The 21,522-nt window shown below is 60.8% G+C and carries 20 protein-coding genes; 13 read left to right on the forward strand and 7 right to left on the reverse strand.

Translation table 11 applies throughout. The annotated features are described in order from the left end of the window. Nucleotide 1: 1 nt before the first annotated feature. The 9 genes from LAB08_RS17310 (at nt 2) to LAB08_RS17350 (ending at nt 8,996) form a co-directional block, all read left to right on the forward strand. Nucleotides 2-961 carry an amidohydrolase family protein gene (locus tag LAB08_RS17310; RefSeq protein ID WP_096510557.1) on the forward strand — a complete coding sequence of 320 codons (960 nt, stop codon included), beginning with the start codon at nt 2-4 and terminating at the stop codon, nt 959-961. Continuing rightward, nucleotides 954-1,913 (forward strand): amidohydrolase family protein, encoded by a 960-nt coding sequence (locus LAB08_RS17315; protein WP_096510556.1) that lies wholly within the window; start codon nt 954-956, stop codon nt 1,911-1,913. The genes LAB08_RS17310 and LAB08_RS17315 overlap by 8 nt, the downstream gene beginning before the upstream one ends. Nucleotides 1,914-1,933: 20 nt before the next feature. Continuing rightward, the gene (locus LAB08_RS17320) at nt 1,934-3,511 is read left to right on the forward strand and encodes an aldehyde dehydrogenase (NADP(+)) (RefSeq protein ID WP_096510555.1); all 1,578 of its coding nucleotides are present in this window, start codon (nt 1,934-1,936) and stop codon (nt 3,509-3,511) included. Between the two features lie 122 nt (nt 3,512-3,633). After that, nucleotides 3,634-4,206, forward strand: coding sequence for a PPC domain-containing DNA-binding protein (locus LAB08_RS17325; RefSeq protein WP_096510554.1), 573 nt, complete (start codon nt 3,634-3,636; stop codon nt 4,204-4,206). Nucleotides 4,207-4,278: 72 nt separating this feature from the next. Further along, a complete protein-coding gene (locus tag LAB08_RS17330) occupies nt 4,279-5,586 on the forward strand; it encodes an OprD family porin (protein WP_096510553.1) in 1,308 nt (435 codons plus the stop codon). Nucleotides 5,587-5,835: 249 nt separating this feature from the next. Further along, entirely contained in the window at nt 5,836-5,982 is a 147-nt protein-coding gene (locus tag LAB08_RS17335; RefSeq protein ID WP_172901595.1) for a hypothetical protein, read from the forward strand. Between the two features lie 232 nt (nt 5,983-6,214). After that, nucleotides 6,215-7,528, forward strand: coding sequence for a C4-dicarboxylate transporter DctA (locus tag LAB08_RS17340; RefSeq protein ID WP_096510552.1), 1,314 nt, complete (start codon nt 6,215-6,217; stop codon nt 7,526-7,528). Between the two features lie 54 nt (nt 7,529-7,582). Next, complete coding sequence (locus tag LAB08_RS17345; RefSeq protein ID WP_096510551.1) at nt 7,583-8,287, forward strand: FadR/GntR family transcriptional regulator; 705 nt, start codon at nt 7,583-7,585, stop codon at nt 8,285-8,287. Nucleotides 8,288-8,312: 25 nt separating this feature from the next. After that, nucleotides 8,313-8,996: a GntR family transcriptional regulator gene (locus tag LAB08_RS17350; RefSeq protein WP_096510550.1), complete on the forward strand. Its 684-nt coding sequence runs from the start codon at nt 8,313-8,315 to the stop codon at nt 8,994-8,996. A 130-nt stretch (nt 8,997-9,126) separates the two neighbouring features. Here LAB08_RS17350 and LAB08_RS17355 read toward each other — a convergent pair whose 3' ends face one another. Further along, a complete protein-coding gene (locus tag LAB08_RS17355; protein ID WP_096510549.1) occupies nt 9,127-9,324 on the reverse strand; it encodes a YbdD/YjiX family protein in 198 nt (65 codons plus the stop codon). 14 nt (nt 9,325-9,338) lie between these two features. Further along, nucleotides 9,339-11,396, reverse strand: a complete 2,058-nt coding sequence (locus tag LAB08_RS17360) for a carbon starvation CstA family protein (RefSeq protein WP_096510548.1) — start codon at nt 11,394-11,396, stop codon at nt 9,339-9,341. Nucleotides 11,397-11,781: 385 nt separating this feature from the next. On the opposite strand from LAB08_RS17360, the gene LAB08_RS17365 reads away from it, so the two are divergent. The 3 genes from LAB08_RS17365 (at nt 11,782) to LAB08_RS17375 (ending at nt 14,435) form a co-directional block, all read left to right on the forward strand. Continuing rightward, complete coding sequence (locus LAB08_RS17365; protein ID WP_096510547.1) at nt 11,782-13,143, forward strand: cache domain-containing protein; 1,362 nt, start codon at nt 11,782-11,784, stop codon at nt 13,141-13,143. Between the two features lie 33 nt (nt 13,144-13,176). Next, a complete protein-coding gene (locus LAB08_RS17370; protein ID WP_096510546.1) occupies nt 13,177-13,809 on the forward strand; it encodes a response regulator in 633 nt (210 codons plus the stop codon). A gap of 221 nt (nt 13,810-14,030) precedes the next feature. Then, on the forward strand, nt 14,031-14,435 hold the full coding sequence (locus LAB08_RS17375; RefSeq protein ID WP_096510545.1) for a hypothetical protein: 405 nt from the start codon (nt 14,031-14,033) through the stop codon (nt 14,433-14,435). A 98-nt stretch (nt 14,436-14,533) separates the two neighbouring features. Here the strand turns inward: LAB08_RS17375 and LAB08_RS17380 are convergent, their stop codons facing one another. The 5 genes from LAB08_RS17380 to LAB08_RS17400 all read right to left on the reverse strand — a co-directional run bounded on the left by LAB08_RS17380 (nt 14,534) and on the right by LAB08_RS17400 (nt 20,662). Then, nucleotides 14,534-14,749, reverse strand: coding sequence for a TOBE domain-containing protein (locus LAB08_RS17380; RefSeq protein ID WP_007904463.1), 216 nt, complete (start codon nt 14,747-14,749; stop codon nt 14,534-14,536). Between the two features lie 376 nt (nt 14,750-15,125). Next, entirely contained in the window at nt 15,126-16,472 is a 1,347-nt protein-coding gene (locus tag LAB08_RS17385) for a glutamine synthetase family protein (protein WP_096510544.1), read from the reverse strand. A gap of 24 nt (nt 16,473-16,496) precedes the next feature. Beyond that, entirely contained in the window at nt 16,497-17,051 is a 555-nt protein-coding gene (locus LAB08_RS17390) for a helix-turn-helix domain-containing protein (RefSeq protein WP_096510543.1), read from the reverse strand. 25 nt (nt 17,052-17,076) lie between these two features. Continuing rightward, nucleotides 17,077-18,366: an NAD(P)/FAD-dependent oxidoreductase gene (locus tag LAB08_RS17395; RefSeq protein ID WP_096510542.1), complete on the reverse strand. Its 1,290-nt coding sequence runs from the start codon at nt 18,364-18,366 to the stop codon at nt 17,077-17,079. 889 nt (nt 18,367-19,255) lie between these two features. After that, on the reverse strand, nt 19,256-20,662 hold the full coding sequence (locus LAB08_RS17400) for a purine-cytosine permease family protein (RefSeq protein WP_096510541.1): 1,407 nt from the start codon (nt 20,660-20,662) through the stop codon (nt 19,256-19,258). Between the two features lie 324 nt (nt 20,663-20,986). Here LAB08_RS17400 and LAB08_RS17405 point away from each other — a divergent pair, with 324 nt between their 5' ends. Next, entirely contained in the window at nt 20,987-21,472 is a 486-nt protein-coding gene (locus LAB08_RS17405; protein ID WP_096510540.1) for a flavin reductase family protein, read from the forward strand. Nucleotides 21,473-21,522: the final 50 nt, after the last annotated feature.

Raw genomic sequence — 21,522 nt, forward strand, 5'->3', positions numbered from 1 at the left:
CATGATCACCCTGCACGAACGCAACGGCTTGCCCAACCTCGCGGCCGGGGATGCGCTGCCGATGGTCGATGCCCACCATCACTTGTGGGACCTCGGCAGCGGCCGCTATCCCTGGCTGCAAGATGAGTATCACGAGGATTTTTTTCTCGGTGATTACCACTCCCTGCGTCACGACTTCTTGCCCGAGCATTTTCTCGCGTTGACCCGGAACCAACGCTTGATCGGCACCGTGCATGTCGAGGCCGAGCGCGCCCGTGACGAGCAGGTGGCCGAAACCCGCTGGCTGGAACAGGTGAACGCCCGCTACGGTTTTCCCAATGCCATCGTCGCCCACGCCTGGTTCGATCGCGAAGACAGCGCCGAGATTCTCGCCGCCCAGGCTGCCCGGCCACTGGTGAAAGGCATCCGCTCCAAGCCGGTGACCTCGGCCTCGCCGGACGTCTCGATAGCCGGAGCCCCCGGCACGATGCAGGACCCCAAGTGGCTGGAAGGCTTTGCCCTGCTGGAGCGGCACGACTTGTCCTGGGACCTGCGCGTGCCGCCGTGGCATCTGGTGGAAGCCGCGCAAGTGGCCGCGATGTTTCCGAGGATTCGCATCGCCCTCAACCACACCGGCTTCGCCTGGGACCGCAGCCCTGAAGGCATGGCGCGCTGGCGCAAGGGCCTGGAAGCCCTGGCCACGCAACCCAACGTGCACATCAAGCTCTCGGAGTTCGGCCTCAAGGATTCGCCGTGGCGCCTTGATGACAACCGCATCGTAGTGCTCACCGCGCTGGAGATCTTCGGCGCCGAACGCTGCATGTTCGCCAGCAACTTCCCGGTGGCTGGCCTGCGCGCCTCCTACGACACCCTCGCCGATGGCGTGGCCGCGATGCTCGCACCCTTGGGTCGTAGCGTTCAGGAAGCAGTGTTCGCCGGCAATGCCCAACGTTTCTATCGCCTGGAGAACGCCCATGGATGAGCAGCGCAACATTGACTGGCGCGCACGTTTCCTGGCCAGCGGCGACGATGCCAACTTGCCTATCATCGACGCGCACCAGCACTACTTCGACATCGACGCCCATTACTACCCGTGGCTGAACGACCGCCCGCTGCGCCCGTTTCGCTATGGCGACTACTCGTCGATCTGCCGCAACTTCCTGCCCTCGGACTATCGCCGTCTGACCGGCGCTCACCGGATCGTCCAGACCGTGCTGATCGAGGGCGAGTGGGACCCGGCGACACCGCTGGATGAAGTGCGCTTTGTCGAGTCGCTGGCCGAGCATGAACCGACCCTGGCCGCCATGGTGGCCCAGGCCTGGTTGGACCGCGAAGACGCACCCGACCTGTTGCGCCAGTACGCCCGACACCCGCTGGTGCGCGGCATACGCCACAAACCGGTGGTCACCCGCCGCGAAGCCTGGCGCGAAGATTTCGCCGTGCCCGGTTCCATGCGCGATCCCCGTTGGCGGGACGGCTACGCCCTATTGGCGGACAACGGCCTGCACTTCGAGTTGCAGGCGCCCTGGTGGCACCTGCCGGAAGCGGCCGAACTGGCCAGGGACTTTCCCGAGGTAACCATCGTGGTCAATCACACGGCGTTGCCGTCGGATCGTTCCAGCGAAGGCCTGGCGGGTTGGCGCAGCAACCTTGAACGGCTGGCCCGGGAGCCGAACGTGGCGCTGAAGATTTCCGGCATTTGCATCCCCGGCGAACCATGGCCCGTCGAAGCGAACCGCGTGGTGGTCAACGACGCGATTTCGATTGTCGGCGTCGACCGCTGTGCGTTTGCCACCAATTACCCCGTCGATGGCGTGGTCAACGGCATGAGCGAGATTCTCGACGGCTTCAAGACCATCGTCCGCGACCGAACTGCCACCGATCGGCTGGCGTTGTTCCATGACAACGCCCGCCGCCTCTACCGACTCATTTGAACAGCCCTTCAGGAGTTCCCATGTTTGAAGTTTCAGGCCACAACTACATCGCCGGCACCCGTTCCGCCAATGGCAGCGTCCCCCTGCAAAGCTTTGATGCCAGCACCGGCGAAGCACTGCCCTATCGATTCCATGCGGCGACCGTGGAGGAAGTGAATGCCGCCGCCGAAGCGGCTGCCAGTGCCTTCCCGACCTTCCGTCATCTGTCGGCCGAACGCCGCGCCGAATTCCTCGATGCGGTCGCCGCTGAACTGGACGCGCTGGATGACGCCTTCGTCGCCCTGGTCTGCCGGGAAACCGCCCTGCCCGCCGGGCGCATTCAAGGCGAACGGGCGCGTACCAGCGGCCAGATGCGCTTGTTCGCCAAAACCCTGCGTCGCGGCGATTTCCACGGCGCGCGCATCGACCGTGCGTTGCCAGAGCGCCAACCCCTTTCCCGCCCTGACCTGCGCCAATACCGCACCGGCCTGGGTCCGGTCGCGGTGTTTGGCGCCAGCAACTTCCCGCTGGCCTTCTCCACCGCCGGCGGCGATACCGCCGCGGCCTTCGCCGCCGGTTGCCCGGTGGTGTTCAAGGCCCACAGCGGCCACATGGCGACCGCCGACTGCGTGGCCGGCGCGATCCTGCGCGCCGCCGAGCAGACCGGCATGCCCAAGGGCGTGTTCAACATGCTCTACGGCAGCGTCGGTGAAGCACTGGTCAAGCATCCGGCGATTCAGGCCGTGGGCTTCACCGGCTCGTTGCGCGGTGGCCGGGCGCTGTGCGACATGGCGGCGGCCCGTCCGCAGCCGATCCCGGTGTTCGCCGAGATGAGCAGCATCAACCCGGTGCTGCTGATGCCCGGAGCCCTCAAGGCACGCGGCGACAAGATCGCTGCAGATTTGGCCGCTTCGGTGGTGCTGGGTGCCGGGCAGTTCTGCACCAATCCGGGTCTGGTGCTGGGTATTCGCTCGCCGGAGTTCTCGGCATTCCTCGAACGCTTTGCCGCCGTGATGGCCGAGCAACCGGCGCAAACCATGCTCAACAGCGGCGCGCTGAAAAGCTACTGCCACGGCCTGGAAAACCTCGGTGCTCACCCCGGCATGACCCGCCTGGCGGGCACCGAACAACAGGGCAACCAGGCGCGACCGCAACTGTTCAAGGCCGATGTCAGCCTGCTGATCAACGGCGACGAACTGTTGCAGGAAGAAGTCTTCGGCCCGACCACCATCGTCGTCGAAGTGGCGAACCACGCCGAGTTGATCCAGGCCCTGCACGGCTTGCGTGGCCAGTTGACCGCGACCCTGATGGTCGAAGATACCGAGCTCGACACCTTGGGTGATGTCCTGGCCCTGTTGGAACAAAAAGTCGGGCGTGTGCTGTTCAACGGCTACCCCACCGGGGTTGAAGTCTGCGATGCCATGGTCCACGGCGGCCCTTACCCGGCCACGTCCGATGCGCGGGGCACGTCGGTGGGAACCCTGGCAATCGACCGTTTCCTGCGCCCGGTGTGCTTCCAGAATTGCCCCGACAGCCTGCTGCCGGACGCCCTGAAAAACGCCAACCCACTGGGCATTGCCCGGTTGCTGGACGGTGTCATGAGTCGCGAAGCGCTGTAAGCCCGCGACCACTCAACGCCCACTGTTAATCCCATAACAGCCGCGCCTGTTCCCACAGGCGCCGGGCATCGCTGCGCCAAAAAACGCTTCATCCCTACAAAAACAACAACAGAGGAAGTCCCATGCAAGTGCAACGTCAACCGAAACTCCGCTTGTCGAAAATGATGCTGGCGGTCAGTACCGCCGTCCTGATCAGTTCGAGTCTCTCCCAATCGGCCCTGGCCGACACCACGCCCACTGCGACGACCACGCCCATGCAATGCGCAACCGAAGCCACCCCGCGCTACACCAAGACCGCCACCGGCTATCTCATGGTCTTGCGCATGGGTGACAACGCCTTCAAGGAGCTGACCAAACTGGCCATCGCCGAAAAAATCCCCAGTGCCTCGATCAGCGGCATCGGTTTCGGCAACGTGAAGTTCGGCTTCTGGAACAAAGACAAAAAAGACTTCGACGCCAGGGTCTTCAACAGTGTCGAGATGGCCAGCATCACCGGCTCCGTGGCGTGGAAGAACGACCAGCCTTCGATTCATATGCACGGCGTCGCCGGCGACAGCACATTCCAGGCCTATGGCGGCCACATCCTCGACTTCGAGGTCACCACCGGCTCGATGGAAATCACCGTCATCGTGCACCCCCGCCGCCTGGAACGCGGGATCGACCCGTGCATCGGCGCCAACGTGCTGGGTATTTAGCGGATACAGCTGCCTCTCCCACCATCACGGTGGGACCTCCCCACTTCCAACGATAAAAAACGGGCGATATACATGAGCAGTAAACACATAGCGGCAACCCTGGCGCTGGGCGGTATCGTGCTCAGCGGCCAGGCACAGGCAGACTTCCTGAGTGACAGCAAAGCCACCCTGGGCCTGAAGAATTTCTATTTCAACAACGATAACCGCGACGGCACCGCCGCCCCTTCGAAAACCGAAGAATGGGCGCAAGGTTTCCTGCTGGACTACAAGTCGGGCTACACCGATGGCCAGGTCGGTTTCGGCGTCGACGCGCTGGGCCTGATGGGGGTGACACTGGACAGCGGTAAGGGACGCCACGTCGGTAGCAGCATGATTCCGTCCGACAGCGACAACGGCGCCGTCGATGAGTGGAGTCGCCTGGGCCTGACCGGCAAGGCCAAGGTCTCGAAAACCGAACTGCGCCTGGGCACGCTGATGCCGAAGCTGCCGATCCTGGTGTCGAACGACGGTCGGCTGTTGCCGCAGACCTTCGAAGGCGGCCAGCTGACATCGAGCGAGTTCAAGGACCTGACCCTCATCGGCGGGCGCATCGAGCACGCGACGGGCCGCGGTTCCAGCGATCAGACCGGCCTGGCGGCCACTGGCGGTACCCGGGAGAGCAACCGGTTCGACTTTGCCGGTGGCGACTGGAAAGTGACCAGGGACCTGACCGCGCAGTACTACTACGCCCACTTGGACGACTATTACTCGCAACAGTTTTTCGGCCTGATCCACGTACTGGCAATCGCAGACAATCAATCGCTGAAAACTGACCTGCGTTATTTCAAGACCGATTCGTCGGGTAGAAACAGCAGCGGCACATCCGGCTACCGGATCAGCGGCTACACCCAGGGCAATGACGGCGAAATCGACAACCGCACCTGGAGCGCCGCGCTGATTTACGCCCTGGGTGCCCACGCCTTCACCGCCGGTTACCAGAGTGTGTCCAGCGGCAGCGGTTTCACCCAACTCAACCAGGGCGGCCTGCCGGACAAGGGGGCCGGGGGCGCCAGCCTGTACCTGTACACCGACCGCCTGATCCAGACCTTCACCCGCGCCGGCGAGCGCACTGCGTTCGGCCAATACGCCTACGACTTCGCGGCCCTCGGCCTGCCGGGCCTGAAGGCTTCGGTCATCTACCTGAGCGGCGACAACATCAAGACCACGACCGGTTCGACGCAGAAGGAATGGGAACGGGACATCAGCCTCGACTACGTATTGCAATCCGGCGCGCTCAAGGGGGTAGGATTTGGCTGGCGCAACGGTGAGTCCCACAGCCAGGCATCCCGGGATCAGGACCAGAATCGCTTGATCGTCAGCTACAGCATTCCCCTGCTCTGATTCGACCCGACAAGCAATCCGCAATAATCGTAACTCCCTGTGGGAGCGAGCCTGCTCGCGAAGGCGGCATCACATTCGACATTTCTAGTGCCTGACACACCGCTTTCGCGAGCAGGCTCGCTCCCACAGAACTTACGGTGCTTCGGTTACTCATTCGGAATTGTCATGAAAGCGTACGATAATCAAACCGATTCTCTGCTGGAAGGACGCCGGCGTTCATGAAACGTGTTTGCCGTATGAGGAAACGCCATGTTCCTGAAAGCCCTGATCTACTGGCCACTGCTGGCAGTCGCCATCGTTGCGATCCTCTGTCGCCTGATCCACAAGGCCAAGGTGATTGATCGTGCAGGCAATGATTCGGATCGCCGAGCGCCCTGGATCAATGGCTGGCGATAGTCCCACGACCCTTGCATCGACCTTCGGCCTTCGCGCCGACCTTCCAATGCCGTCTTGACCCACTCAACTGGTCAGACCGGTCATGCCAATTTTTCCATTCCCCCTTGTAATCATCCAAAATCCCAGCCTAAACTGCGCCTGCACTGGACATACCGGTAAGACCACAATAATTAAGTCCTGATGCTGATGCGCGTTGCGCACGGCTGCCAGGACACCGACCAGGATTCCTCCCATGCTCAAATGGTGCTCGCGTTCAATCTTCCTTCAAGTGGTTCTCGGACTGGTGCTCGGCATCGTCTGCGGGCTGACCCTTCCCGAGTATTCCGCCCAGCTCAAACCGCTCGGTGACGGCTTCATAAAACTGATCAAGATGCTCATCGGCCTGATCGTGTTCTGCGTGGTGGTCAGCGGCATCAGCGGCGCCGGCGACTTGAAGAAGGTCGGACGCATCGGCCTCAAATCGGTCATCTACTTCGAAGTGCTGACCACCGTCGCCCTGGTGATAGGCCTGGTGTTCGCCTTCAGCACAGGCATTGGCAGCGGCGCCAACATTCATCTGGAGCAACTGTCCGCCGCCGATATGGGCGACATCGCCCAGCGCAGCCAGCATATGCACACCACCACGCAGTTCCTGATGGACCTGATCCCCACTTCAGTCATCGGTGCGTTCGCCGACAACAACATCCTGCAGGTGCTGCTGTTTTCGGTGCTGTTCGGCAGTGCCCTGAACCTGGTGGGCGAAGCGGCGTCGGGCATTTCACGGCTGATCAATGAGCTCAGCCATGTGATTTTCCGCATCATGGGCATGATCGTGCGCCTGGCGCCGATTGGTGTGTTCGGGGCCATTGCGTTCACCACCAGCAAATATGGCCTGGATTCGCTGCAGCATCTGGGCAGCCTGGTCGGCCTGTTTTACCTGACCTGCGTGGCGTTCGTGTCGTTGATTCTCGGCCTGGTGATGCGTCTGTCCGGCTTGCGGATGTGGCCTTTGCTCAAATACCTGCGCGAGGAATTGCTGATCGTCATGGGCACGGCCTCCTCCGACGCCGTACTGCCGCAAATCATGCGCAAGCTCGAGCATCTGGGCATTGGCAGTTCGACGGTCGGCCTGGTCATTCCAACCGGCTACTCGTTCAACCTGGACGGCTTTTCGATCTACCTGACATTGGCCATTGTGTTCATCGCCAATGCCACCGGCACACCGCTGGCCATGACCGACCTGCTGACCATCCTGCTGGTGTCGCTGATCACGTCCAAAGGCGCCCACGGGATTCCCGGTTCGGCGCTGGTGATTCTGGCGGCGACACTGACGGCCATTCCGGCGATTCCGGTGGTCGGCCTGGTGCTGGTGCTGGCAGTGGACTGGTTCATGGGCATCGGCCGGGCACTGACCAACCTGATCGGCAACTGCGTCGCCACGGTGGCCATCGCCCGCTGGGAAAAAGACATCGATGTCCAGCGGGCAAACAAAGTGCTTTCCGGTCAGGTGGGGTATACCTTCCAGCCGAGAAAACCGAGTGTTCCAGCGCATCAGCAGGAATTTTAAACAGACTGTGCCTGCCCCAAGGGCGGGCACATTTATCGCGACTTGGAGCGAACAGTGATTACCTCGTCAACCGTCGTCAATTCAGTGGTAGAAAAACTTCGGGCCGCCCTGGCCCGTGGTCAGTGGCGCTCCGGCGATATGTTGCCGGGCCAGCGTGAACTGGCCGAGCAACTGGGCATCAGCCGCCCGAGCCTGCGCGAAGCGGTGATCGTGCTGGAAACCCTCGGGCTGGTGCGTTCGATGCCGGGCAAAGGCGTGGTGGTGCTGGACGCCAACCTGAGCGACAGCCAAAGCCACGACAGCGCAGTAGCCGGTGCGAGCCTGGAAGATGTTCTGCAACTGCGCTACACCCTCGAGCCGTTTATCGTCGGCCTGGTGGCGCAGTCGATCAGCAGCAAGGAAGTCGGGCAACTGCGCCTGACGCTGATGGACATGCGTGAGGCCCTGGAAGCCGGCGACAGCGAAGCCGGGGTCAACGCCTACATTGCCTTCCACGAAGAGCTGTTCACGCTGACGTCCAATCCGATTTTCCAGAGCGTGGTGCAGCAGACCAGCAATGCCCTCAAGCAAAGTGCCGAGGTGTTGCGCAACTCACCCGAACACCTGGCCGAGCGCCTCGACGAAAACGAAGCCGTGGTCCGCGCGATCCGCAGCAAGAACAGCGCCCAGGCCAGTGCCGAGATGCGCCGGCACATTCTGCGCGAAGGCCAGCGGATGGGCATCGAATTGAACATTCCGGACGACAACTTCAGCCGTTGAACCCTCTTGGAACTGGAGACAGGCCATGAACAGCTTCGCGTCACCGCAAACTCTTGTTGACCTGCCCTTCCCTTTGCCCGCGGATGATCTTTACTCGCGGGTCCTCGACGCCATCCTCGACCAGCGCCTCCTGCCCGGCAGTCGCTTCACCGAGGACAGCCTGGGACAGATGTTCGGCGCTCGACGCAGTGAAATTCGTAGCGTGCTGACGCGCCTGTCCCATCAGCAAATCGTTATCCTGCGCACCCATCACCGTCCTCGCATCGCGACACCCGATGCCGAACAAACCCGCCAAACGCTGCATGCCCGGCGGTTGACCGAGACCACGCTGGTGCGCCTGGCCTGTCAGCGTCCTCAAGACCTGAAACCCCTGCGCGCAATGATCGAAAACGAACGCCACTGCTGCGAGCGCGGCCAGGCGCTTCGGCTGTCGGGAGCGTTTCATCTGGCGTTGGCGGAGCTGGCGGGGAATGCACCGCTGGTCCATTTTCTGGACAGCCTGGTGCCGCTGACATCCCTGGCGATCGCGCAGTTTGACGCGCAGGTCGAGGGCTATTGCGATTGGCAGGTGCACGAAGGGATGCTCGATGCGATTGAACGTCGAGAGGCGGCGATAGCCGTAACCCTGCTCAATCGACACCTGGATCATCTTGAGGGGATGTTGCTGGACTCCCCCATAGCCCTGCGCCAAAAACGCATTGCCATGTAGGCACAAAAACAACTGTGGGAGCGAGCCTGCTCGCGATAGCGGCCTTACATTCAACATCATTGTTGATTGACAGTCCGTCATCGCGAGCAGGCTCGCTCCCACAGGTACAGCGGTTAATCCGACAGTCGGATCAACAACATTTCGGCCCCGCCTTGCTGCCGTAACGGGCTTCCTGGCGCTCGCGAAAGAACGCCTCGTAGTCCATCACCGGCTTGTCCGGGTGCTTGCTGTGCATGTGCTCGACGTAGTTGTCGTAGTCGGGCATCCCCACCATCAGGCGCGCGGCCTGACCGAGGTACTTGCCGAGGCGACTCAGGTCATTGAACATGCTGCAGTCCTCAATCAGGCCTCAGGCACTGCCTGGAATGGCGCTTCTTTATCCGTGCGCTCCTTGGTGCCCCAGGCGGCGACGCCGACCTTGAGCGCGAAGAACAGGATGCTGAACACCACGAACAGGAACAGCGCGGTCAGGGTGGCGTTGGTGTAGGCGTTGAAAATCACGTGCTGCATCTGCGTGATGTCCTTGGCCGGGGCCAGCACCTGACCGTTAGCCAGGGCATCGCTGTACTTCTTCGCCAGGGCCAGGAAACCAATCGCCGGGTTGGCGTCGAACAGCTTGATGAAGCCGGCGGTGGTGGTGCAGATCAGCAGCCAGACCGCGGGCAGCAAGGTCACCCAGACATACTGCTGGCGCTTCATCTTGATCAGTACCACGGTGCCGAGCATCAACGCGATGCCGGCCAGCATCTGGTTGGAGATGCCGAACAGCGGCCACAGGGTGTTGATGCCGCCCAATGGATCGATCACGCCCTGGTACAGCAGGTAACCCCACATGGCCACACAACCGGCGGTGGCGATCAGGTTGGCGGTCCAGGACTCGGTGCGTCGCAGTGCCGGCACGAAGGAGCCGAGCAAGTCCTGCAGCATGAAACGTCCGGCACGGGTGCCGGCGTCCACCGCCGTCAGGATGAACAGCGCCTCGAACAGGATCGCGAAGTGGTACCAGAACGCCATGGTGTTTTCACCCGGCAGTACGTGGTGCAGGATCTGCGCGATACCGACCGCCAGGGTCGGCGCACCGCCGGCACGGGCCAGGATGGTGGTTTCACCGATGTCATGGGCCACCGCTTGCAGCGCCTCCGGGGTGATCGCAAAACCCCAGCTGCTCACGGTTTGTGCGACAGCCACGGCGTCGGCGCCAACGACGGCGGCCGGGCTGTTCATGGCGAAGTACACGCCCGGGTCGATCACCGAGGCCGCAACCATGGCCATGATCGCCACGAAGGATTCCATCAGCATGCCGCCGTAACCGATGTAGCGGGCGTGACCTTCGCTGGCCAGCAACTTCGGCGTGGTGCCCGAAGCGATCAACGCGTGGAAACCCGAGACCGCGCCACAGGCGATGGTGATGAAGAGGAACGGGAACAGGCCGCCCTTCCATACCGGGCCGGTGCCATCGATGAACTGGGTCAGGGCCGGCATTTTCAGCTCGGGCATGGTCACCAGGATGCCGATGGCCAGGGCGACGATGGTGCCGATTTTCAGGAAAGTGGAGAGGTAGTCACGGGGTGCCAGGATCAGCCACACCGGCAACACCGCCGCCACAAAACCGTAGCCGATCAGCATCCAGGTAATCTGAATACCGGTAAAGGTAAAGGCCTTGGCCCATACCGGATCGGCGGCAATCTGCCCGCCCAGCCAGATCGAACCCAGCAACAGCAATACGCCGACCACGGAGATTTCACCGATGCGGCCCGGACGGATGTAGCGCATGTAGACGCCCATGAACATCGCGATCGGGATGGTCGCCATCACCGTAAACATGCCCCACGGGCTATCGGCCAGGGCCTTGACCACGATCAGCGCCAGCACCGCGAGGATGATGATCATGATCAGGAAGCAGCCGAACAACGCGATGGTGCCGGGGATGCGGCCCATTTCCTCACGGACCATGTCACCCAGCGAGCGACCGTTGCGGCGGGTGGACATGAACAGGACCATGAAGTCCTGCACGGCACCAGCCAGCACCACGCCGGCGATCAGCCACAACGTGCCGGGCAGGTAGCCCATCTGCGCCGCCAGCACCGGGCCGACCAGCGGACCCGCACCGGCGATGGCCGCGAAGTGGTGACCGAAGAGCACGTGTTTGTTGGTTGGAACGTAGTCCAGACCATCGTTGTTGAGCACAGCGGGGGTCGCTCGATTGGGGTCGAGCTGCATCACTTTATTGGCGATGAACAGGCTGTAGTAACGGTAGGCAACCAGGTAGATGGCGACGGCTGCGACGACGATCCAGAGGGCGTTGATCGCTTCGCCGCGGCGCAGGGCCACGACACTCAGCGCAAACGCTCCCAGAACAGCCACGGCAAACCAGGCGAGGTGTTTAGCCAGACGGGGCATAGAGGGTCTCCTGCCGACAGCCTGTGACTGCGGCGGTAATTTTTATAATTGTGTCCGCGGTGCGGAGCTGGCCCAATATCCGCGCATGCCGTCCACAAATAAATCCGCGTTACTACGTACGTGGCGTCTACGTAGTTCTACGTAGAACACGCTGATCCTTCCTGGAAAATACAAAACCCTGTAGGAGCAAAGCTTGCTCGCGATGGCGGTGTGTCATTCGACAATGATGGTGACTGACACACCGCTATCGCGAGCAAGCTTTGCTCCTACGGATTTTGGTAAGTGCAGGCCACCGGTCATTCCGTCCAGCAGCGCTACAGCGCGGGCGTATGTTTGGCATATGATGCCGGGCCTTCGCCATCCCTCGTCCCGGCCAGGAGCACTGATGCAGCTCAAACACAAGATCGTCGCCCTCGGGATTCTGCCGCTGGTGTTGGCCATTGCCGTTATCTGCGCGCTGGTGATTTCCCTGAACCGTCAGTTGGGTGATCAACAGGCGCAGTTGATCGAAGACAGCATTCTGGCGAGCAAACGCGCGGAACTGAAAAACTACGTGGAAATGGCCAAAAGCCTGATCGAGCCACTGTACGACGACGGCCACGGTGACGCGCACGCCCAACAACAGGTGCTGGAGGAACTGCGCAAGCTCAGCTTTGGCATCAACGGCTATTTCTTCGTCTACGACCACGAAGGCCGCAGCCTGATGCACGCGCGGCAGTCGGAGCTGGTGGGCAAATACCTGTGGGACATGAAAGACCCGCACGGTTTGCCGGTGATTCAGGCGTTGCTCAAAAGCGCACAATCGGGCGAAGGCTTTCAACGCTATGCCTGGAACAAACCGTCCTCCGGCCAGGTGACCGACAAACTCGCCTACGTGGTGATGCTGGATCGCTGGGGCTGGATGCTCGGCACCGGCATTTACCTGGAAGACGTTGAACGCGCCACGCAGCAGGCCCGCGCCGAAGTGGCCATGGGCATCCGCAAGACGATGATGGCGATTGCCGTGGTCGCCTTGGTGGCGGTGCTGTTCGTGTTTGCCACCGGCATGACCCTGAACGTCAGCGAACATCGCCTGGCGGACAAGAAATTGCAGCGCCTGACCCAGCGCATCGTCAGCCTGCAAGAGGAAGAGCGCTCGCGGGTTTCCCGTGAGCTGCATGACGGCATCAGCCAGGTGCTGGTGTCGATCAAATTTCAGTTCGAACTGGCCAGCCATGTCCTGGAGAATGGCCAGGACAAGGGCCTGGGTATTTTAAGGGACGCCACCGAACGCCTCGGGGACGCAATTGGCGAGGTTCGCAGCCTGTCCCACGACCTGCGCTCATCCTTGCTCGACACCCTCGGCCTGCAAGCGGCCATCGGCCAACTGGCCGCGGAATTCGAGCAGCGCAGCGGGCTCACGGTGACCTACAACGACAATGAATTCGACTGCCATCTGGTCGATGGCGCAGCGGTGTCATTGTTCCGCATCGTGCAGGAAGGCCTGACCAATATCGAACGTCATGCCCATGCCAAAAACGTTTCCATTACCCTGCACGGTTCTGAAGACAATGTGCGCCTGACCGTGGTCGATGACGGTATCGGTTTCAACGTCGCCCAGGTCGAACGTCGCCACGCGGGGATTGGACTGCGTAATATCCGCGAACGCGTCGAACATTTTGGCGGCCGGTTCGACCTGGTATCGATGCCGGGACGCAGTGAACTGGACGTTCTGCTGCCAATGAAACTGCCCGGCGGCAAACGCTGACGCCGTCCAAAACAACAAGAGTGAATGCCTGCCATGAACCTGCCCTCCCCGATCCGCGTCGCTTTGGTCGACGATCACTCCCTGGTCCGTGACGGAATCAAGGCACTGCTGTCCGTCATGGCGCCCCTGGAAGTGGTGGGCGAAGCCGAAAGTGGTGCCGAGGCGATCGAGATGGTCGGGCGCTGCCAGCCGGACCTGCTGCTGGTCGATATCAGCCTGCGGGACATGAACGGCCTGGAGCTGACCCGCGTGCTGCGTGGCCAGTACCCCTCGCTCAAGGTGTTGGTGTTGAGCATGTACGATAACTACGAGTACGTGAGTGAGTCGGTGCGCTCCGGGGCCAGCGGCTATGTGCTGAAGAATGCCCCGTCACGGGAAATCATTGCAGCCATCGAAGCCATCACCAGCGGCGGCACCTTCTACAGCGCCGAAATCGCCCAGCGGCTGATCGCCGACAAAAGCACCGACAACGAGCTGACGCCCCGGGAAAGCCAGGTGCTGTACAAAATGGCCCAGGGCCTGAACAACAAGGAAATGGCCCGGGAACTGGACATCAGTGTGCGCACGGTGGAAACCCATCGCCTGAGCATCCGTCGCAAGCTCAACATCGACAAGCCTGCCGCCCTGGTCAAATACGCCATCGATCACGGGATCATTTCCCGCTGATGCCTCAAAACATGTGGGAGCGAGCCTGCTCGCGAATGCGATTTATCAAACAACATTGAGGGTGACAGGCAGACCGCTTTCGCGAGCAGGCTCGCTCCCACAGGTTTCTCCAGGTCATTGACCGCATCAATAGTCACCATTGACTCAATGAAGTTCTCTTAAAAGCTGTGCGGCGTAACATCAGCTCCATACCCACCGACAACACCCTGGAGCACACGATCATGAAACGCCAAACCCTCCTCAGCATCGCTTTCTCGATCTTCGCAGTGAACGCTTTCGCCGCGACCTCGGCTCAACCTGTAGTCGCTGAAGGCGGCTCGGATCGTCTGATTGAAAGCCGTGTGGCTGAAGGTGGTTCGGATCGACTGATCGAAAAACGCGCTGTGGCGGCTGATGGCGCCGATCACCTGCAAGGCAACCGCGTCGCTGCCGATGGCTCCGATCACCTGCAAGGCAATCGTGTCGCCGCCGATGGCTCCGATCACCTGCAAGGCAATCGTGTCGCCGCCGATGGCTCCGATCACCTGCAAGGCAACCGCGTCGCCGCCGATGGCTCCGATCACCTGCAAGGCAACCGCGTCGCCGCCGATGGCTCCGACCACCTGCAAGGCAACCGCGTCGCATAAACCCAACTGCCCTACCGCAGTCCTCCACAAAAAACCCGGCCTGATCAGCCGGGTTTTTTCATAGCTTTTTACCTGGGCGATGTCGTTTCAGCCAAGCCTTAAAGTTTGGCAATCGAGACTTCGGTGGATTTCACAAAGGCAATGACTTCGCTGCCGACCTTCAATTCAAGGTCGCGCACCGAACGGGTAGTAATGACCGAGGTCACGATGCCCGAGGCGGTTTGCACGTCGATTTCGGAGACCACCTCGCCTTCCAGAATTTCCTTGATGACGCCCTTGAACTGGTTGCGCACGTTGATCGCTTTGATGGTCATGATGAGGCTTCCTGTCTGATGTCGAGTACATCCCCATGGATGTGCAGGCCTTCAAAATGAACCGCGCTTACCAAGATTAAAAGGAATATATAATTATCTATTTATACCTATAAGGAATATCAGTTATCACTCCCAACCCTGTGCGAAACCTCGATACTCAATTTCAGGCAAAAAAAATCCCGGGCAGCTGATGGAAGCCCGGGATCTAAAAATGCATAAACCGTGGTGGTGAACGCGGCGCGAATATTACGGAATATTTCTCGCTGTAACAAGATATTTTAGTTAACCATTCGGTTACTAAATTTCATAACCCATTAAATATCCAGATATTTTTTAAGGTTAACCTCGAAACGTCTTTAACTGGCGGCACCGGGAATTACAGAAACCAGCGGTACTCCCGCGCACTGATGTCGTGCATGAACGCCAAATGGTCCTGGCGTTTGTTCTCGCAATACACGTCGACAAACTCCGCTCCCAAACCTTCGCGCAATTGCGGGTTGGTTTGCATGGACTGCACGGCCTCGAGCATCTCCAGTGGAAAGTCGATGCCACTGCTGCGGTCTTCATTGAGCGGGGCAATCGGTTCGCGGCCGCTTTCCAGGCCTTGCTCCAGGCCCACCAGTATCGCGGCGAGCACGAGGTAAGGGTTGGCATCCGCGCCCGCCAGGCGATGTTCGATCCGCAGGTTTTTCGCGTCCGATTCCGGCACCCGCAGGCAGGCGTCACGGTCTTCAAAGCCCCAACTGGCGCGGGAAGCGACGTTCACTGTGCCGCTCAAGCGGCGCATGGCGTTGTGATTCGGGGCAAAAATCGGCATGCAGTGCGGCAACACGTCCAGGCATCCGGCCACGGCGTGACGCAGCGCTCGCTGCCCGTTCGCCGCCAGCAGATTGTTGCCCGCTTCGTCGTAAAGGCTCACATGCACATGCATGCCGCTGCCAGGGTGCTGTAAGTAGGGTTTGGACATGAAACTGGCGCGATAGCCGTGTTTGAGTGCCACACCCCGGGTGCTGCGGCAAAACAACGCCGCCCAGTCCGCCGCACGCAGTCCGTCGTCCAGGTGGCCGAAATTGATTTCGAACTGACCAGGACCCAGTTCGGCGGTGATCACCGTGGCATCGATGCCTTGCGCGCGCGCGGTCTCGACCATTTCATCGAGCACCGGGGCAAATCGCGACAGTCGCTCAATGTGCATGTTCGGCTGATCATCGGCATCGTCGGTCAGGGGGTCGCGGGCGAACTGCGGCAAGCCATCACGCAATTGCCGATCGAACAGATAAAACTCCAGTTCGAACGCCACCACCGGAAAAATGCCCTTGCGGCCCAGCCGCTCCAGCACCTGCGCCAACACTTCCCGTGGCTCGAAAACGATCGGTTTTTGCGTGCCGTCGGAGGTAATCAGCATCTGCCCCAGCGGCTGCTGTTCCCAGTTCACCAACTTCAGGGTGCCGGGCACCAGGCGCCGTGGCGCATCCGGATCGCCGTCGTTGAAGCAGTAGTCGCCGATTTTGAACAGCCCGCCCTGGGTGCCGAGCAATACGCAGTTTTGCGGCAGCTTGAGCACGCTGCCGGCCGCCACTTTTTCCAGCATCTCGATCGGGTAGCGCTTACCGTAAAAATGCCCGGGAATGTCCAGGGAAATCAGGTCGACATAGCGCACCTGGGGGTAGCGCTGACGAAACCCGCGCACTTCGGCCAACAGATCAGAGCACACAGCATCCATCATCTTGTTCCTTTGTTGTTTTTATCAGGTGTAAACCCACAGCACGCGGGTGAGTTGGTCTGAGAGGTTGCCGTAGCGGCAATGGGCATGACTGGCCAGCTGGAAACTGTCGCCGGCGCGCAAGGTGACGGGCTCGTCGCTGTCCAGCCACAGCGTCAACTCCCCTTCCAGGACGTAGCCGCCCTGCTCCGAGCTGTCTTTCATGTGCCGGTCACCACTGCTGGCGCCCGGTTCGAGTTGGCTTTCGAGCATGGAAAAGGACGCGCGCATTTTCGGCGAGACCAGGATGTCGGTGATCCCGTCGGCGTAATACAAGGTGCGTCGTTCATCCGGCCGGGTCACCCAGGGCAAGGCCATGGGTTTGGGCAGGCTGTAGAAATAGGTGGTCGGCACGCCGAGGGTTTCGCTGATGGCGGTCAAGTCCGCCACCGTCGGCCGGGACAGCCCGCGCTCGACCTGCGAAAGAAACCCCACGGAACGGCCGATTTTGTCCGCCAGTTCCTTCAGGGTGTATTTCTTGTGTTTGCGCAGGTCCTGGATCAGGATCGCCAGCGCTGAAATCTCTTCTTGCATGTCCATCTAAAGGCTTCCAGAAATTGCCGTTTCAAATGCTGTCGCGCAGCCGGTACCAGGCTTTGCCGATGGCTTCCAGCGGAGCGGCCATGTATTTGCCGCCGGGAAAACTGCCGTTGTTCAACCCCTGGTACAACGCCAACTCATCCGACTGACCGAGTATCGCATCGGACACGGCTCGTGCCCCGGCCAGGGTTGGCAGTACGCCGTGCCCGGAATACCCCTGCATCCAGTACAGGTCGCCGCGTCGACCGATGTCCGGGGTGCGCTTGAGGGTCAGGTCGATGTGACCGCCCCAGGCGAACTCCAGTTCGACCCCTTTGAGTTGCGGGAACACTCGCTCCAGACAGGGTCGGGTGGCGCCGGCGATGTCCTTGGGCATGCCACCCAGGTAGGTGCAGCCACCACCGAACAGCAGGCGGTTGTCGGGGGTGCGGCGGAAATAATCGAGCACGAACTGGTTGTCGGTGACGCACACATTGCTCGGCAGTAGCGCGGTCGCTTGTGCCTCGGACAGTGGCGCAGTGGCCACTTGGTAGGTGCCCACGGGTAATACGCAACTGGCCAGCTGCGGATCGAGTCGATCCAGATAGGCATTACAGGCCAGCACCAACACGTCCGCGCGGATTTGACCGCTTTCAGTGGTCACCACATAGCCGTCGCCGTCCTCGCGATAATTCAGCGCTTTGCTTTGTTCATGAATCACGCCACCGGCCCGCTCGATCGCGGCGGCCAGGCCCAGCGCCAGTTTCAGCGGATTCAAGTGCCCGCCTTCGGGATCGAACAGGCCGGCCTGGTAGCGCTCGCTGGCGACCCACTCGGGCAACTGAATACGTTCGATGAACTGCAAACCATCGTGCCCCCACTTGTAACTGGCCTCATGCTGCCATTCGGTCAACAGGCTGACCCGTCGCGGCATCACCGAAGTCCAGAGGTGGCCGGGTCGGTAATCACAATCGAAACCATGGCGTGCCGGCAGCTCCCGCAACTCCCGCGCCGCCCAGCGCATGCCGTCCCACAATCGTCGCGCCCGTTCATACCCCAGCGCGGCTTCCAGCGGTGGCATGTCGCAGGACCAGCCGAGGATGGCCTGGCCGCCATTGCGTCCAGACGCCGCCCACGCCACCCGACTGGCTTCCAGCAATGTCACGCGCTTGCCGGCCAGGGCCAGGCGCAACGCGGTGTGCAAGCCGCTGAAGCCGGCGCCGATGATCAGCACTTCGGCGTTTTGCTCGCCCTCCAATGGCGCACGATTCTTTATGTGATCGGCGCACGTGTGGGCGTAGTAGCTGGCGACGTGTTGGGTCGATTGCTGAAACATGACCGGCTCCGTGAATTTTTATAGTTTTAATTTCATGAAAAATTACACGATATATTTCATGTAGGCAATGGTTGGTGGTTTTGGGGGCTTATCCGTTTCTTCGGTGATGGCGACTTAGGGTTCCGCCCTTACGGCGGGTTACTTGGAAAAGCGCCAAGTAACCAAGCGCTCTTGCCCCACCACTCGGTGCCTCGCTTAGGCTCGGCATGCCCTCACTCCGGCATTGCTCCGTGGGTCGCCGCGATGGGCCATCCCTGGCCCAGCGCGGCTAAACCGGCGTCCTGCCGGTTTACCCACGGAGCAACGCCTGCGTTCGGCCAGCGTGGTTTAACGGGGCGCCCAAATCAAAAGCCGAAGCGAGGCGGCCTGACAGCCGACCTGATTTCAAGTGAACTCATTCTCCCTGTGGGAGCGAGCCTGCTCGCGAAGGACGTCAACGATTACGCGCCCTGTCTGGATGATCGCGTTGTCTGGACGCCCATCGCGAGCAGGCTCGCTCCCACAATTGGATCGCGGACAGGGCGAAAAGCAGGTCGGCTGTCAGGCCGCCTCGCTCTGCTTTGGCTTTTGATTTTCTTGCCCCATCGAGAGGCCGAGTGGAGGTTCTGCGCAGTGGACAAACCGGCATGGATGCCGGTTTAGCCGCGCCCGGCCAGGGATGGCCGATCGCGGCGGGCCCACGGAGCAGGACCGGAGCGAGGGCACCCTGAGCCTAAGCGAAGGGCCGAACGAAAGGGGCAAGAGCCCTTGGTTACTTGGGGCTCTTCCAAGTGACTCGCCGTAAGGGCGAAACCCTAAGTCGCCAATACCGCAGCAACGGATATGTACACAATCCCCACAAACAAAAATGCCCGGCAAAAAGCCGGGCATGACAACAATCAGACTCAAATCAATCCGTATAACCCAACCGCCCCGCCCCGCTCTCCTGACCCCGACTCCGCGTCGCCAGGCAGTAATACAGCGGACACGTCACCACCCACCCCACCAACCAGGACAAATCCGCCCCCTCCACCAGGTTGGCATAAGGCCCCACATACAACGACGTATTGGCAAACGGCAGTTGCACGATGATCCCGATGAAATACGCCACGATCGCATGCAGATTGAATCGCCCGTAAACCCCGCCGTCCGCACGGAAGATCGAAGCAATGTCATAACACCCGCGCTTGATCACGTAGAAGTCGATCAGGTTGATCGAAGCCCACGGCACCAGCACCAGCAGCAAGGCCAGGATCAGTCCGATGAACTGCGAAATGAAGTTCGCCGAAGCGCCCAGCGCCACCACGCAGCAGCCCGCCAGCACGACGCTCGACAACACCACGCGCACCTTGATGCTGGGCGTCCACTGGCTGGCAAAGGTCTGGATCGAGGTGATGATCGACAGCACGGCGCCATACAGATTCAACGCGTTGTGGCTGATGATGTTGAGCAGGAACAGCACCATCAGGAGCGGCCCCAGCCAACCGGTGGATTGCTTGACCGCCGCCATCGCCTCGGTGCCTTCGGGGGTCGCCAGTACCGCTACCGCGCCGAAGGTGAAGGACAGAATCGTCCCCAGGGTCGCGCCCAGGTAAGTGGCGAAGAATGGACGGGTTATGCCGATATCCGCCGGCAGGTAGCGCGAGTAATCCGACACATAGGGCGAGAAACTGATCTGCCAGATGATGCCCAGCGACACCGTGGCCAGCCAGCCCGATAGATTGAAACCACCGCGCGTGAAGAAGTCGGCCGGCAGGTCATGGGCGAAGATATAGAGAAATCCGGCGAGCAACGCGCTGCCCATGACCCAGGTGCCGATTCGGTTGAGGGTATGAATGAAGCGATACCCGATGACCCCGATGGCCGTGGCGCTTAGGGCACCGATCAGGATGCTGGCGGGCACCGGCACCGAAGGCGCGATGCCGACAATCGACTTGCCCGCGAGCACGATGTTGGAGATGAAGAAGCCAATGTAGATCAGCGCGGCGAAGAACACGATCAACAGCGCGCCATAGCGACCGAACTGACCCCGGCTCTGGACCATTTGCGGAATGCCCATGCGTGGCCCTTGCGCCGACGCAAGGGCAATCACCAGGCCGCCGACCATATGCCCCAGGGCAATCGCCAGCAGCCCCCAGAACAGATCGAGATGGAACACCTGAACCACCATCGCGCCGGTAACGATCGGCAGCGGCGCGATGTTGGTGCTGAACCATAGCGTGAATAGATCGCGGGCCTTCCCGTGGCGCTCTGCGAGAGGAACGTAATCGACCGTGTGATTCTCGATCAACGGATCTTGCCGGGACATCTGGGACATATGCATGAACTCGAGTTTGTCTGTTCTTATCTTTGTATGAAGCCAAACCGGGGGCGCTTTGTAGCCACCCCTCAGATGCGAACCATATTATGGTATTCCAACATTTTCACAAGACTGATCCGGTCTTTGAACGCGTATCTGAGCTGCCATCCTGCCGCATAACGACACACGCTGCCTAGCTGAAAGCCCCGTAAACATTGACTTAAAGACCAACGGTGCGCGTTTGTCGGTCCGTGGAAAAAGCCCTTGCAAACTATGTATTACGGTATACCATCAGACCTACAAACACATAAAAACAGCGTCACACCACCCGAGGACAGTCCAATGATCGATGCCGCCATCTATAAAAAAGTCATGGGTTCGTTCCCGTCCGGCGTAACGGTAATCACCACCCTCGATGACGACGGGCAAATCGTCGGCCTGACCGCCAGCGCCTTCAGCTCGCTGTCCATGGACCCGGCACTGGTCTTGTTCTGCCCCAACTACAGCTCCGACTCCTACCCGGTCCTGATCAAGAACAAGCGCTTCGCCATCCACGTGCTGTCCGGCGGCCAGCAGAGCGAAGCCTATGCCTTCGCGCGCAAGGGCAAGGACAAGGCGCAAGGCATCGAATGGACCTTGAGCGAGCTGGGCAATCCGATCCTGGCCAATGCCACGGCGGTCATCGAATGTGAACTGTGGCGCGAATATGAAGGGGGCGACCACGCCATCATGGTCGGTGCGGTGAAGAACCTGATCGTGCCCCAACAGAACGCCGGGCCGCTGGTGTATTGCCACGGGAAGATGGGGGCGTTGCCGGTTCTGGCCTGATCCTGGATATCACTACATACCCTGTGGGAGCGAGCCTGCTCGCGAAGGCG

The sequence above is a fragment of the Pseudomonas izuensis genome, assembly GCF_002356535.2.
GTDB classification, from domain to species: domain Bacteria; phylum Pseudomonadota; class Gammaproteobacteria; order Pseudomonadales; family Pseudomonadaceae; genus Aquipseudomonas; species Aquipseudomonas izuensis.